This window comes from Mycobacterium sp. (assembly GCF_044342925.1).
Lineage (GTDB): Bacteria > Actinomycetota > Actinomycetes > Mycobacteriales > Mycobacteriaceae > Mycobacterium.
The window spans coordinates 1-13867 of record NZ_JBIIOV010000082.1; the positions used below are offsets into that span (position 1 = coordinate 1).

The 13867-nt window shown below is 68.2% G+C and carries 14 protein-coding genes and 1 pseudogene; 6 read left to right on the forward strand and 9 right to left on the reverse strand.

What is annotated here, in order from left to right; all coding sequences use genetic code 11:
* The 6 genes from ADBZ6I_RS10180 to ADBZ6I_RS10205 all read left to right on the forward strand — a co-directional run.
* A partial coding sequence (locus ADBZ6I_RS10180) for a hypothetical protein (protein ID WP_526383406.1) occupies positions 1-195 on the forward strand: 195 nt, incomplete at its 5' end.
* Positions 192-1280: a DUF7847 domain-containing protein gene (locus ADBZ6I_RS10185; protein WP_526383408.1), complete on the forward strand. Its 1089-nt coding sequence runs from the start codon at positions 192-194 to the stop codon at positions 1278-1280. The genes ADBZ6I_RS10180 and ADBZ6I_RS10185, both read left to right, overlap by 4 nt.
* 26 nt (positions 1281-1306) lie before the next feature.
* Entirely contained in the window at positions 1307-1906 is a 600-nt protein-coding gene (locus tag ADBZ6I_RS10190; RefSeq protein WP_526383410.1) for a DUF4129 domain-containing protein, read from the forward strand.
* Positions 1903-3009 carry a DUF4350 domain-containing protein gene (locus tag ADBZ6I_RS10195; protein ID WP_526383412.1) on the forward strand — a complete coding sequence of 369 codons (1107 nt, stop codon included), beginning with the start codon at positions 1903-1905 and terminating at the stop codon, positions 3007-3009. The genes ADBZ6I_RS10190 and ADBZ6I_RS10195 overlap by 4 nt, the downstream gene beginning before the upstream one ends.
* Entirely contained in the window at positions 3006-3977 is a 972-nt protein-coding gene (locus ADBZ6I_RS10200) for an AAA family ATPase (RefSeq protein WP_526383414.1), read from the forward strand. Before ADBZ6I_RS10195 ends, ADBZ6I_RS10200 begins: the two co-directional genes overlap by 4 nt.
* Positions 3977-5299 (forward strand): DUF58 domain-containing protein, encoded by a 1323-nt coding sequence (locus ADBZ6I_RS10205; protein WP_526383416.1) that lies wholly within the window; start codon positions 3977-3979, stop codon positions 5297-5299. Before ADBZ6I_RS10200 ends, ADBZ6I_RS10205 begins: the two co-directional genes overlap by 1 nt.
* Positions 5300-5303: 4 nt before the next feature.
* Here the strand turns inward: ADBZ6I_RS10205 and ADBZ6I_RS10210 are convergent, their stop codons facing one another.
* The 9 genes and pseudogenes from ADBZ6I_RS10210 to ADBZ6I_RS10250 all read right to left on the reverse strand — a co-directional run.
* Positions 5304-6296, reverse strand: a complete 993-nt coding sequence (locus ADBZ6I_RS10210) for a stage II sporulation protein M (protein WP_526383418.1) — start codon at positions 6294-6296, stop codon at positions 5304-5306.
* Positions 6297-6318: 22 nt separating this feature from the next.
* Positions 6319-7092 (reverse strand): DUF3298 domain-containing protein, encoded by a 774-nt coding sequence (locus tag ADBZ6I_RS10215; protein WP_526383420.1) that lies wholly within the window; start codon positions 7090-7092, stop codon positions 6319-6321.
* Between the two features lie 29 nt (positions 7093-7121).
* Positions 7122-7832, reverse strand: a complete 711-nt coding sequence (locus ADBZ6I_RS10220; RefSeq protein ID WP_526383422.1) for an Rv1363c family protein — start codon at positions 7830-7832, stop codon at positions 7122-7124.
* 33 nt (positions 7833-7865) lie between these two features.
* A complete protein-coding gene (locus tag ADBZ6I_RS10225; protein WP_526383424.1) occupies positions 7866-9116 on the reverse strand; it encodes an MlaD family protein in 1251 nt (416 codons plus the stop codon).
* Positions 9113-10432, reverse strand: coding sequence for an MlaD family protein (locus ADBZ6I_RS10230; protein ID WP_526383426.1), 1320 nt, complete (start codon positions 10430-10432; stop codon positions 9113-9115). The genes ADBZ6I_RS10225 and ADBZ6I_RS10230 overlap by 4 nt, the downstream gene beginning before the upstream one ends.
* Complete coding sequence (locus ADBZ6I_RS10235; protein ID WP_526383432.1) at positions 10429-11550, reverse strand: MCE family protein; 1122 nt, start codon at positions 11548-11550, stop codon at positions 10429-10431. Before ADBZ6I_RS10235 ends, ADBZ6I_RS10230 begins: the two co-directional genes overlap by 4 nt.
* The gene (locus tag ADBZ6I_RS10240) at positions 11541-12587 is read right to left on the reverse strand and encodes an MCE family protein (protein ID WP_526383428.1); all 1047 of its coding nucleotides are present in this window, start codon (positions 12585-12587) and stop codon (positions 11541-11543) included. Before ADBZ6I_RS10240 ends, ADBZ6I_RS10235 begins: the two co-directional genes overlap by 10 nt.
* Positions 12580-13659, reverse strand: coding sequence for an MlaD family protein (locus ADBZ6I_RS10245; RefSeq protein WP_526383430.1), 1080 nt, complete (start codon positions 13657-13659; stop codon positions 12580-12582). The genes ADBZ6I_RS10240 and ADBZ6I_RS10245 overlap by 8 nt, the downstream gene beginning before the upstream one ends.
* Positions 13659-13867 (reverse strand): annotated as a pseudogene (locus tag ADBZ6I_RS10250) (mammalian cell entry protein); the annotation flags it as partial. The gene ADBZ6I_RS10245 and the pseudogene ADBZ6I_RS10250, both read right to left, overlap by 1 nt.

The following is a 13867-nucleotide window of genomic DNA, read 5'->3' on the forward strand; positions in this document are numbered from 1 at the left end:
GCGGTGCGCAACTTGTCCCGGTTTTTCATCGCGTCGGTGAGGTCGGATCGCAGCCGATCCTTAAGTTCCGCCATGCCGCTTTACGCTACGCGGGATCTACCCTGGTCGGCCGATCAGTTCGACGACCGGTTTGAGAAAAGCTCCATCGCTGGGCAGGATGGCAAAGTGAGCGAACTCCGCAGGGCGGGCAGGTGACCGCGCCCCCTCCCGGCCCGGTCGGGCCGCCGCCCGGCTGGCCGCACCAGCCCAATCCCTGGGACGGCGGTTATCCGCCACCACCTCCGGCCGGTTACCCCGGCTATCCCGGTTATCCGCCCTATCCCCCGCCTGCGTTCGGCTACCCCGCGCCCGGATACAGCCCATATCCGGGCGCGCCCGCATGGAAGCCCGGCGTGATCCCGCTGCGCCCGCTGTCGCTGAGCGACATCTTCAACGGCGCGGTGGGTTACGTGCGGGCCAACCCCAAGCCGACGCTCGGTCTGACAACCGTCATCGTGCTGCTCACCACGGTCATCGGTTTCCTCACCGGGCTGGCCGCCACCGGGATCGGCGGCAACGCGGCCAGCGCGGCCGGCGTGGTGACCGGGGGCGCCGCACTGCTGCTGACGACCACACTGCTCTCGGGACTGCTGACCACGATCGTGGCCCGCTCGGTGGTGGGGGGTCGGATCACCGCCGGGGAGGCGTGGCGCCGGGCGCGGGGCCGGCTGCCCGCGCTGATCGGACTGACTCTGCTGCAGGTCGCCGTCATCGCGTTGCTCGTCGGAGTTGTGGTGCTCATTGTCGTCGCCGCAGCCAACGCCGCCGGCGGCGTCGTCGCCGCACTGCTCGGGGTGCCGTTGGTGCTGGCCTCGCTGGCCGGGCTGGCGGCGCTGTACGCCCTGCTCGCCCTGGCTCCGGCCGCGGTGGTGCTGGAACACAAAGGCGTCATTGCGGCGATCCGGCGGTCCGTGGCGTTGTGCCGGCCGCGGTTCTGGCGCGTCCTGGGCATCCTGCTGCTGGCCGCAGTGGTCGCGGCTCTGGTGAGCGGCGCGGTCGCGGTGCCCTTCCAAATCGCCGGTCAGGTGCTCACCATCGGCGAGTCCGCGGGGCGGCCGACGGTGGGAGGTACCGCCATCGCCGGCATCGGGCAGGCGATCGGCCAGATCATCACCACGCCCTTCACCGCCGGGGTTGCGACGCTGCTCTACGTCGACGCCCGGATCCGCTCTGAGGCTTTCGACTTCGCCTTGATGGCCGCCTCGCCCAACCAGGACGATGCGGTGTGGCTGCATCAGTGATGCTCCGGGCGAGACGGTAGTCAGGCGTGCCGGTCATCGATGTCGACCGGGATACGGCGCACGACGCCGCCGCCCGGGAGCTGGCCAATCCGATCTACCCCAAACCGTCGCTGAGCGACCGGATCGGGGTGTGGCTCAACGATCTGCTGCACCGGCTGATGGATACCGCCACGATGCTGCCCGGCGGATGGCTGACCGTGGCGGTCCTGGGCCTGCTGGTGTTCGGCGCCCTCGTGGTCGCGGCGCGAATCCTCCGGCGCACCATGGGCGACGGCGGCTCCGGTCGGCTGTACGGCAGCCAGGTGATGAGCGCGGCCGACCATCGTGTCCGGGCCGATCAGAGCGCCGCGCAGGGTGACTGGGCGGTCGCCATCCGGCAACGGGTCCGCGCCGTCGGGCGCGAGCTCGAAGAGGACGGCGTGCTGACACCGGTCCCGGGCCGCACCGCCGGCGAGCTGGCTCAGCACGCCGGCATGGCAATGCCGGAACTTGCCGCCGAATTCACATCCGCGGCAAACATATTCAACGACGTCACCTACGGTCAGCAGCCGGGCACCGAGTCCGACTACCGGCTGGTCAGCAGCCTCGATGACCGGCTGCGCCGGCATGCGGCGGCGCAGCCGTGATCCGCCGACGCTGGCGCACCGGCCGCTGGGTGCTACTGGCACTGACCGCCATCACCGCCCTGGCGGTGCTCAGCGCCTGGCTCACCGCACCGCGGATCGGCGGACGGATGGACCCCGATGCCACCTCCCCCCTCGGTGGGCACGCCCTGATCGCCTTGCTGCGGGAGCGCGGCGTCGACGTGGTGGTGGCCGACACCGTGCCCGACGTCGAACGCGCGGCGCGCCCCGACAGCCTGCTGCTGGTCGCCGAGACCGCCAACACCCGTGGCGCCGAACTGCTCGGCCGCCTGGCGGCAGTCCCTGGCGACCGGCTTGTGGTCGAGCCGACGGTCAAGAGCCGGGAGGCACTGGCACCCGGAATACGGATCAGCGCCGACGGGCGTCCGGCTGACCGACCGGGCTGCGATCTGCGCGAGGCGCAACGCGCCGGAACAGTGGCCTTCGCCGACGCGATCACCTACGAGCGGGACGGTCCGGTGACGCGGTGCTACGGCGGCGCACTCGTTCGCTACACCGCCGATGGCCGCACCATCACCGTCGTGGGGTCTGCGGACTTCATGACCAACGGCGGACTTCTGCGCCAGGGGGACGCGGCGCTGGCGATGAATCTGGCCGGTGACCGTGCGCGACTGATCTGGTATGCGCCGCAACGACTTCAGGGCGAGACCGCCGCCGACAAGACCATCGGTGAGCTGATCCCGCGATCGGTCTTCTGGGTGGTGCTTCAGCTGGGCCTGGTCGTGGCGCTTCTGGCGCTGTGGCAGGGCCGCCGGCTCGGACCGCTGGTCGCCGAACGACTTCCGGTGGTGGTGCGAGCATCGGAGACCGTCGAGGGCCGGGCCCGGCTGTACCGGTCACGTCGAGCCCGGGGCCAGGCCGCGACGGCGCTGCGCACCGCGGCACTGCACAGCCTGACGCCGCGCCTGGGACTGGGTGCGGGCGCCTCCGAGGTGGCGCTCACGGCGACCCTCGCTGCGCGCTGCGGGATGGACGAACACGCCGTCGGCGGTGTGCTGTTCGGCCCGCCCCCGGAATCGGACAATGAACTGCTCGAACTAGCCCGTGCACTCGACGACATCGAAAGGCAGGTCAGCCACTCGTGACCCGACCCCCCTCCGGCGCCGTGCCGGACACCGCGCGCGACGCGCTGCTGGCCGTTCGCACCGAGATCGGCAAAGCGGTGGTCGGGCAGGACGCGGTGGTCAGCGGTCTGGTGATCGCGCTGCTCTGCCGGGGCCACGTGCTGCTGGAAGGTGTTCCCGGCGTGGCCAAGACGTTGCTGGTGCGGGCTCTGGCGGCAGCGCTGCAACTGGACTTCGCGCGGGTGCAGTTCACTCCGGACCTGATGCCCGGCGATATCACCGGGTCGTTGGTCTACGACGCGCGCACCGCCGCGTTCACCTTCCGGGAAGGACCGGTGTTCACCAACCTGATGCTGGCCGACGAGATCAACCGCACCCCGCCCAAGACGCAGGCTGCGCTGCTGGAAGCCATGGAGGAGCGCCAGGTGAGCGTCGACGGGCAGCCGCGGCCGCTGCCGGACCCGTTCATCGTCGCGGCTACCCAGAACCCGATCGAGTACGAGGGCACCTACCAGTTGCCCGAAGCGCAACTGGACCGCTTCCTGCTCAAGCTCAACGTCGGATTGCCGGCCCGCGACCAGGAGATCGCGATCCTGAGCCGGCACGCCCACGGGTTCGACCCGCGCGATCTCACGGCGATCCGGCCGGTGGCCGGGCCCGCCGAACTGGCAGCCGGCCGCGAGGCCGTGCGCCGCGTCCTGGTGGCCGACGACGTGCTGGCCTACATCGTCGACATCGCCGGTGCCACAAGGACTTCCCCGGCGCTGCAATTGGGCGTCTCGCCGCGCGGGGCCACCGCGCTGCTGGCCACAGCCCGGGCGTGGGCGTGGCTGACCGGGCGGGCGTATGTCACCCCCGACGATGTCAAAGCGATGGCGCGGCCGACGCTGCGGCATCGGGTCGCGCTGCGCCCGGAGGCCGAACTGGAGGGCGCGACACCCGACGGGGTGCTGGACGGCATCCTGGCCGCGGTGGCGGTGCCGCGCTAGTGGTTCTCACCGGGCGGGCCGCGGCGGCTGGGCTGGTCGCGGTTCTTCCGATCGCCGTATCCCGCTGGCCGGCAATGGTTTTCCTGTTCTGCGCGGTCCTGCTTGCCGCTGCGGTGGCTGCTGACGCCGTCCTGGCGGGGCCGCCGGCCGGGCTGGACATCAGCCGTTCCGGTCCAGCCTCAACACGACTCGGGGAGAGTGCCGAGTCGGTGCTGCAGGTGCGCAACGGCGGCAGCCGCAGGGTCCGGGGCCGGATCCGTGACGCCTGGCCGCCGAGCACCCGGGCTCAGCCGCGCAGTCACCCCGTCGACCTTCGCCCCGGCGCATCGGCGGCGCTGAGGACCGCACTGCGGCCGCTGCGGCGGGGCGACCACCACAGTGCCGCGGTCACCGTCCGGTCGATCGGACCATTGGGTCTGGCCGGCCGCCAGAACTCGGTCGCGGTGCCCGGCACGGCCCGGGTGCTGCCGCCGTTCCTGTCGCGTAAGCACCTGCCGTCCCGGCTGGCCAGGTTCCGCGAGATCGACGGCCTGCTGCCGGCCCTGGTGCGCGGGCAGGGCACCGAATTCGATTCGCTGCGTGAGTACGTCGTCGGCGACGATGTCCGGTCCATCGACTGGCGGGCCACCGCCCGCCGGTCGGACGTGGTGGTGCGCACCTGGCGTCCGGAGCGCGATCGGCGCGTGGTGATCGTCGTCGACTCCGGCCGGACGTCGGCGGGCCGAGTGGGTGTCGACCCGACGGCGGGCGATCCCAGCGGCTGGCCGCGGCTGGACTGGTCATTGGACGCCGCCCTGCTGCTGGCCGCGCTGGCGGCACGCGCCGGCGACCACGTCGATTTTCTTGCTCATGACCGGGTGACGCGGGCCGCGGTGGTGGGCGCCGGACGCACGCAGCTGCTTGCCGAACTGGTTACCGCCATGGCGCCGTTGGAGCCGGCGCTGGTGGAGTCCGACGCGGCCGCGATGGTGGCGACGGTGCTGCGCCGGGTCCGCCGCCGGGCGCTGGTGGTGCTGCTGACCGACCTGAATCCCTCGGCGCTGGAAGAGGGCCTGCTGCCGGTGCTCGGCCGGCTGACGGCCCGGCATCAGGTGCTGCTCGCCGCGGTCAGCGACCCACGGATCGCCGAACTCGCCGCCGGCCGCGCCGATGCCGCGCAGGTCTACGACGCGGCGGCCGCCGAACGGTCCCGCAACGACCGGCGCGACATTGCCGCACGCTTGCGGAGCTGCGGTGTCGAGGTGCTCGACGCCGTGCCCGACGAGCTGGCTCCGGCCCTGGCCGATCGATATCTGGCGATGAAAGCCGCCGGCCGGTTGTGACCGTTCAGCCGGTCGGCACCAGGTCCGGGGCATCGGCGAGATCGCCGGTCTCACCCGCCCGCACGGCCCGGCGGCCGAAGTGGATCACGTAGGCCAGGAACAGCGCCTCGGCGAGCACGCCGATACCCACCCGGACCGCCGTCGGCAGTCCCGACGGTGTGACGAGCGCTTCGATCAGGCCGCTGATCAGCAGCACCGCCACCAGGCCGACGGCCACGGACACCACGGCGCGGCCCTGCTCGGCCATCGCCTGCGAACGTGGCCGGTCACCCGGCGCGATCACGGTCCACCCCAGCCGCATCCCGGCGGCACCGGCCAGAAATACCGCGGTCAGTTCCAGCAGACCGTGGGGGGTGAGCAACCCGAACAGGATGTCGAGCTTGCCGGCGTCGGCCATCAGGCCCGCAGACACGCCCAAATTGGCGGCGTTCTGGAACAGCACCGCGGGGATCGGAATGCCGAGCAACACCGCGAAGGCGATGCACTGCGCGGCCACCCACGAGTTGTTCGTCCATACCCGCAGCGCAAAGGAGGCCGCCGGATGCTCGCTGTAATACGACGCGAAGTCATGGTTGACGAGCTGGTCCAGTTCGTCCGGAGTTCCCAGCGCCGAGCGGACCTCGGGGTTGACGGCGATCCACACCGCGATCAGCACCGCGACGGCGAAGAACAGCACGCCGGTGGTCAGCCACCACCGCCACGCCCGGTAGGCGACCACCGGAAACGACACCGTCCAGAACCGGACGAATTCGCTGCGCAGCGGAGCATGCGCGCCGGTGACCGCCGAGCGGGCCCGAGCCACCAACGCCGAGAGCCGGCCGACGAGCACTGAGTCGGTGGAGGCCGACCGCACGGTGGACAAGTGGGTGGACACCCGCTGATAGAGGTCGACGAGTTCGTCGACCTGCGGACCGCTCAGGTGCCGGCGACGTTTGACCAGCTGGTCGAGCCGCTTCCACTCGGCCTGGTGGGCCAACACGAAAGCATCGACATCCACCCGGCCATGCTACTGAGACGGACTAGACGCGCAGGGCCGGCGCCAACGCGCTCAACGGGATGTGCGGTTGCACCACACCGCCGGTCATCGACCAGATGTACTTGTACGGCGTGAAGTCGACCGGAGAGTCGCGCGCAACCGGGTAATCCGGCATGTACAGAATCAGCTCGTCCGGGGTCAGCGCCCAGGCCTTGTAGCCGCCGGAGTACACCTTGTCCGGCGTCCACCGCTCCGCGATGAACGGGTAGGTGTTCGGCTGATGAGCCGGCGGAGCCTGGTCGAGGGCGGCCTGGATGAACGGGGCGCCCAGCGTGGGAATCTGGTTGACGTCGACGATGTCGGACAGTTGCACCTGACGGCCCGCCGCCGAGTCGAAGGCGAACGTGCGATAGGCCGATTGGATAGCCGCACCCTCGAAACGTCCGGTGCTCTCATTGTCGTAGGTCTCGTGGAACACCACCGTGTGGATGTTGCCGCGGTGGAAGACCTGGAAATTGGCGTCGCCGCGGCTGTTCTGGGCCATGCCCTTGCCGGCGGTGCGCCAATTGTTCATCAGCGTTGTCAGATAGTCGGCAATGGCTCCGCCGATCACCGGGTTGTCGATCTCCGCCGGGATCGCGAGGTTGATCTCGCGGACGGCTTTACGATCCGACGGCACCGTGGTGTGGCAGTACTGGCCGTTCCACTGGCCGCCGAGCTGATCGCAGAACGGTGCGGCCGCAGCACCGGCGCTGGGCGCCGTCAGCACCGAGGCCGCCACGGCAACGGCCGCACCGATGAGTCCGCTCTTCCGCATTGATGTCCGCATAGCTTGTCCTCCCTGGTCTACGGGAGCTCGACCTTGCTTGCCCGCCACGAACCGTCGACCTTTTCCAAGGTCATCTTCATCCGGCTCCGGTCGATCCGCGGATCCGGCAGCTTGGTGTTGGACACCGACTGGTCCACGAACAGCAGCACAACCGCCTTGTCCTTGGACGCCGACTGCACCGCGGACTCCACCACGACACCATGCGCGGTCGCCTTGTTCTCGATGAGCAACTGGCGAAGTTCCACGCTGGACTGCGAGTACATGTCCTTGAACTCGCCCGTCGCGCCGTCGAGTACCTGCTTGAAGTTCTCGTCGACCTTGTTGGAATCCACACTGGTGAGCACCTGGGCGTACGTGACCGCCGCCCGCTGGGCGTCCTCACCGGCCGCCTTGACCTGATGCTCCTGAACGAACTGCCAGCCGAAGAAGCCGGCTGCTCCGAGAGAGGCCACCAGGCCGCCGATCAGCGCGGGCTTCAGCCACCCCCGCTCCGAAGCGGGCGCCGTCGCGTCCACCACCGCAACGGCATCCGCCGACTCCTCGGCCGCATCGATCTCGTCGGCCACCCCGTCCGCGTCGACGACGACAACCTCGTCGGACAGCTCGTCATCGGCGATCACTTCGGCCACGGCTTCTTCAACGGCCACGGCTTCTTCAACGGCCACGGTCTCTTCAACGGCCACGGTCTCTTCAGCCGCCTTCGGGGTCACGGCTCCTTCGTCAGTCATGACAGGCATTGTGACGCATCTTCCTGTATGCCATCAGCGAGGCGGTTCGATCGGCAGGGTCGGCCCACCGTACGGGGTCGGAATGGCGAACTTGCCCTCCGGGGTGGGAGTGGTCCGCTCGCCCAAGTCGGCACCCGGCGGCGGACCGTAGGTGTCGTCCCCGGCCGGCCGCGGCGCGTTCTTGGCGCCACGGATCAGCACGGCGGGATCGTCGTCGCGGCAGTAGGTGTACTTGAACGGCTCCTCGAAGTCCGCCGACGTCGGTGGACGGCGCGGAGTGCCGTAGTCACACGAGTAGCGCGGGTAGATGTCACCGGTCAGCCAGAATCCGTTTTCGTGGATGACGCTGTTCAGCGCGTCGAACAGCGAACCGCGGTAGGTCGGGAACAACGCGTTGAGCGCCGGTACCCGCATGTACATCAGCTCGGTGGTGGTGGTCAGGTCACCGAGCAACTGGACCATCGCGTCGGAGTTGTCGTCGTACAGACCGTTGATGGCGGCGAAGGTTTTCGGCGCCTGCTCGGTGAGCTGCCGGAACCCGCCGGTCATCCGGTTCACTCCGCCGAAGATCTGGTTGAAGTTTCCGGTCGCGACCGTCATGCCCTCTTGCTGGTCGGACACCAACTGCAGGGTGGTCCGGCTGGTGTTGAGCATCCGGGTGGTCTGCGGGAGGACGCCGTCCAGCGTGGAGATCAGGTAGGTGCCGCCCTCGATGATGTCGGAGAGCTTCTGCGGGCCGTCCTTACTCATGCCGAATTCGCGCTTGATGATCTCCATCTTTTCGGTGTCGATCTGCTTGAGCATGCCGTCGGAATGCCCGAGCAGTTCACCGAGGGTGACCGGGATCTCGGTGCGTCCCAAAGCGAAGGTGGCTCCTTCGGCCAGGAACGGCGGCTCGCCGTCGCCGCCGTCGAAGTCCAGGTACTGCTCACCGGCCGCCGACAGGCCGGCGACCCGGGCCTTGCTCGACTCCGAGACCTCGATGCCTTCCTTCAGCTTGATCTGGGCATCGACGCCGGCCGGGGTGAGCGACAGATGCTCGATCTTGCCGATCGGAATGCCGCGCAAGGTGACGTCCTGATTGGCCAGCAGGCCGCCGGAAGCCGGCAGCTCGACGTTGACGTGATAGACGCTCTTCAGCGGGTTCCACCGCAACGCGCCGAGCGACAGGTAGGCGATGCCGATCAGGAATACGGCCAGCAACGCGAACCCGGATAGCCACGCCTTGTGGCGGTGGCCGTACTTGACGGTCCCGACGATGCCGTCGGCAATCGGCCCGATCACGGCGTCATCTCCGCGGCGGGCGCGGCGGGAGCCGGCGCAGGGACTGGGGCTGGGGCGGGCGGTGGCGGCAGTACCGGGCCGGGCGGGGGGCCCGCCGGCTGGACGAACTCACCGGGCGCGGTCGGTCCGGGCGGGGGCCCGACGACCTGCCACTGACCGGCCTCTGTCGGGCTCGGGATGACCGGCACCTGGGGAACGTTCGGACCACGTCCGACGACCCGCTCCTGCAGCCGCAGCAGGGTGTACTTGAACGATCCGATGAGCTGGTTCCAGGTGGACCACTTGGGGCCGTGGAAACCGGGATCGCCGGGGAAACCGATGTCCGGGATGTGCCCGAGGACGAGCCGGTCGATGCTGGCACGGATGTTCAGCGATCCGCCGGAGGTGCCCTTGATGAGCGGCGGCATGAGGCGGTTGAGCGCTGCCAGGCTGGTGTCCGGGTCGAGCGCCACGTCGTTGAAGGCACCGGCGATGGTGTTCATGTCCGCGATCACGCTGCGGCCGCTGGTATCGGTGCCGGCCACGGACGGGAATCTGTTCACCATCTCGGTGGTGGCGCCGGCCTGGCTCACCAGATCGACGATCTGGTCGGTGTACAGGGCCAGCGTGTCGGTGGCCGGGGCGGTCGCGGCCAACACGTCGGCGAGCACGTAGTTCTTTTCGTCGATCCGACGGGACAGCGCACCCAGCGACTCCAGGGATCCGGAGATCTGTTCGGTGCGCCGGTCCATGGTGCCGAGCAATTGATTGGTCTTGTCCACCAGCTGGCGGAAGTTCTTGCCACCGTCGGCGCCGGCTGCCGCACCGGCGCCGTTGATCAGGTCGGTGAGGTTCTGCACCGCGCCGCCGTTGACCAGAACCGCGGCACCGGTCAGCAGGTTCTCCACCGTGGCCGCTTGGGCGGTGTCCTCGATCGGAACGGTGTCGCCGTCCTTCAGCAACGCCGCTCCGGAGGAATGCGGCGGCGGCTTGAGGGCGATGAAGACGTCACCCAGCGGCGTCGCGGATCGCAGCTCGACGTTGGTGCCCTGGGGCAGCTCGACGCCTTCCATGATCCGCAGGCTGGCGACCGCGGTGTAGTCCTTGGCGACCAGGGTTTGCATCTCGCCGACATCGGCGCCGGCCAGCCGCACCTTCGCGAAGGCGGGGAGATTCAGTGCGTTTTCGAATACCGCGTTGATGGTGTAGCCGGAACCGCTGCTCAGTCCCGGCTTGGGCAGCGGGAGGCTGGCCAGGCCGTTGGTGGCGCACCCGGCGGTGGTCAGCGACACCGCCGCGGCCAGCGCGACCGAGAATTTCTTCTTAGCGGTCATCATTTCTGCCCCATCGCCGCAAGGCCGTCCAGGATGTAGGAGATACCGAAGTCGGGGCCGAAGTCCTGCAATGTGCCTGTGCTGCAACCCAATTGCCGCAGATGCATGAGGTTGCACACCTCTTTGATGGTCTGGCTGTCGAAAAGAATCTTGTCGACCAACAGGTGCGCCCGCACCGAGCCGTTCTTCTGGTCGATGATGTTGTACAGGTTGTCCAGGGTCAGCGGTGCGATGTCGAGCGTCTCGGCGAGCTCACGCTGATGGGCGAGCACAGCCGCCAGTGCGCCATTCCCGCTCTCGACGGCACCGCGGATGGTGTCCCGGTTCTTGTCGAGCAGGTCGCCAAGTTGGGTCAGCACCAGGTTCAGCTGCTTGCCGGTGGTGCCGCCACCGAGGTCCTCGTCGGCCACCACCTGCGACAGCACCCGGATGGTCGAACCGAACTCCCGCAGCGTGCCCTCATTGGCGGCCGCGCTGTCCATCAGGACGCTGAGATTATCGATGACCTTGGTCAGCGACTCCTTGGTCTGCGCCCCGCCGTCGGCACTGAGCTTGAGCGCCTTGGACAGTTCGGAGAGCGCGGACTTGATCCGCTCGCCGTTGCCGTCGGCGATAGCCGCACCGGAGTCGATCAGCGTGCGCAGGCCGCCGTTGCCCTTGCCGTCGCCCTGCAGCGACACCGCCAGCCGGTCCACCATGTCCAGCGTCTTGGTGAACTCCACCGGGGTCTTGGTCTTGGTCAGCGGGATGGTGGCGCGGTCCTGCAGGTACTCACCGCCGGCGTACACCGGCGTCAGCTCGACCGACCGCTCGGCCAGGATCGAGGTCTGCAGGGTGACCGCCTGGGCGTCGACGGGAATCTTGACGTTCTTGTCGACGGTGAACTCCACCTCGACATAGCCCTTCTTCGGGGTGATCTTCTTGACACTGCCGACCTTCATGCCGAGCACTTGGACGTTGTTGGTCTCGTAGAGACCCGCCGAGCTGTCGAATTGGGCGGTCAGCGTGATGTTGTTCGTCCGCGCCTTGGCCAGCTTCCAGGCGTTGAAGCCCACGACGCCGGCCGCCACGAGGCCGACGATGGCCAGGATCAGAAATCCTCTGCCGCGCTTCACTTGCAGTCCTTGTAGTACGGGTTCAACTCGAATTGCTGAGCGCGGCCGCTGATCGCGCACATCCACGAGTCCACGAGCAGACCGCTGGGGAAGTGGGCGTCCATAGCGTTACCAGTTCCGGTCATGTTGGCCAAGCCGCGCAGGGCCAGCGGGGCGCTCTCCAAGATGCCGCGCACCAGGTCGTTGTGCTGGTTCGCCAGACCCGCGAGGGTGTTCATGTTGACCAGCAGCGAATCGATCTGCGCCCGATCGGTCACGATCGTGTCGTCCAGGAGGTTCACCAGGTCGGTCAGACCCTGCAGCATCTGACTGAACGCGGCCTGGCGGGCGACGAACTCGCCGAGCAGTTCGTTGCCCTGGTTGATCATGCCGCCGATGCTGGTCTGCTGCCGGCGCAGGGTCGCGGTCACGTAATCCATCGTCGTGAGCATGCTGCCGAACTGGTCACGCCGCTCGGTGATCACCGTCGACAACCTCTTCAGGTTGTCCATGGCCTTGGGCACCAGCGGGGGCATGTCCTGTACCTGCCGGCCGAGCGCCTCGACGGCTGCGGCGAGCTGGTCGGTGTTGACCTCGCCGAAGTTGATCGCCACGTCCTGCAGGGCTTCCTGCAGGTCGTAGGGAACCGAGGTGTGGTTGATATCGATGGTGTTGTTGTTCAGTGGTCCGCCACCGCCCGGCGTCAGGGACAGATAGCGCGAACCCAGGATCGTGGTGACCATGATCGTCGCGCGGGAGTCCTTGCCGAGTTGCAGGTTGTTCTGAACCTTCATGTCCACCGTGACGTGGTCGCCGTTGAGACGAAGGCCGGTTACGGTTCCAACCGGGATGCCGGCGACCACCACCGGGTTCTTCGGCAGAAGTGCCGCGGCCTGGATGAAGTCGGCGCTGATCCGCTTGTAGCCGGGGCCGATCTTGGTGATGACCACCATGGTCGCCATCAGCGCCGCGAGGACCACCAGGGCCACCAGACCGATCGAGGTTCGGCTTCTGTCTTCAAGGACGCGCTTGCGAGGCGTGTTCTTGTACTTGCGCTCAACCATTGGCCATGTTCCTGCACTTCGGTGTGTACTTTGCCTTGTTCCCCGGGGTCGCTGCGGCGACGATGGTCGGGGTCACATCGTTGAGACCCGGGAAGAAGCCCAGCGCGTTGAGGTCGCAGGTGTAGACGTTGATGTAGGAACCGTCGCCGGTGACCCGCGCCACGCCTTTCAGCATCTTCGGCAGGTTGTTGCCCATGAACGCCAGCTGCGGCTGAATCGTCACCAGGTGGGCGGCGAAGCCGGGTTCCCGCTTGATCAGCGCCTGCAGCGAGGGATTCACCTCGTTGGTGACCGCACCCAGCGAGCGCGCCACCCGGGACAGCGAGCCCATCGAAGCGACGAGCTCGGGCCGGCGGCTGTTGAACGTCGTCAGCATGTTCTTCGAGTTCTCGATCGTCTTCTCGATGTTGTCGTTCTGCGCGGCCAGCGTTCCGAACAGCCGGTCCATCCCGGTGATCATGTCGCCGAGCAGTTCGTCACGGCCGGCGATGGTCTCGGTGAGCTTGCCGGTCTGGTCGATCAGGCTGGCCCAGGACGAGTTGTCGCCCTGCAGGCCCTGGACGGCGGCCAGGGTGATCTGGTCGGCCGCCTTCGGATCGATGGTCGCGAACAGTGGTTCGTAACCGTTGAGCACCAGGCCCACGTCGAACGACGGAATCGTCCGCTCCAGCGGGATGACGGTGCCGGCCGGCAGCGGATCGGCACCCTCTTTCCGCATCGCGGGGACCACAGTCTGGCGCAGGTCGAGATAACGCTGGCCGACGATGTTCTGGTAAAGGATCGACGCCTCGGTGTCGGGGAAGATCTTCTGCTCGTCCTGCAGCGCGAACTCCACCATGGCGCTGTGCTCCTCGGTGAGGTCCACCTTCATTACCCGGCCGACGCGGACGCCGGCCATCCGGACGTCGTCGCCCTCGCGGAGGCCGAACACATCGGTGAACTCTGCCGAGTAGTTACTCGTATCACCGGTGACCGACCGCTTCAGCGTCTCGTACACCAACCATGTCATCACCGAGGTGACGACAAGGAAGACGACCAGCCCGATGATCACTCGGGACAGCTTGCCCTTCATCAGGCCCCCTCACCGGGTGACACGGTCATGCCACGCACCACGGGCGCGAGGAGGATCTGGGTGGCCGTCGTTGCCGGCGTTCCGGTGATGTACGACAGCTGGTTGCGTTCCAGCGCGCTGCCCACCGGCCCGACGTTGCCGCCGTAGGAGGCAGGCGCCGCCTCGGCCGGCAGGGCACCGGGCGCTGGGGCCGGTGCAACCCGGGGGG

Excerpts from the sequence above, each read along its gene's own strand:
- ADBZ6I_RS10240 (WP_526383428.1), bottom strand. The coding sequence starts at position 12,587 with ATGGTTGAGCGCAAGTACAAGAACACGCCTCGCAAGCGCGTCCTTGAA.
- ADBZ6I_RS10245 (WP_526383430.1), bottom strand. The coding sequence starts at position 13,659 with ATGAAGGGCAAGCTGTCCCGAGTGATCATCGGGCTGGTCGTCTTCCTT.
- ADBZ6I_RS10215 (WP_526383420.1), bottom strand. The coding sequence starts at position 7,092 with ATGCGGAAGAGCGGACTCATCGGTGCGGCCGTTGCCGTGGCGGCCTCG.
- ADBZ6I_RS10220 (WP_526383422.1), bottom strand. The coding sequence starts at position 7,832 with ATGACTGACGAAGGAGCCGTGACCCCGAAGGCGGCTGAAGAGACCGTG.
- ADBZ6I_RS10230 (WP_526383426.1), bottom strand. The coding sequence starts at position 10,432 with ATGATGACCGCTAAGAAGAAATTCTCGGTCGCGCTGGCCGCGGCGGTG.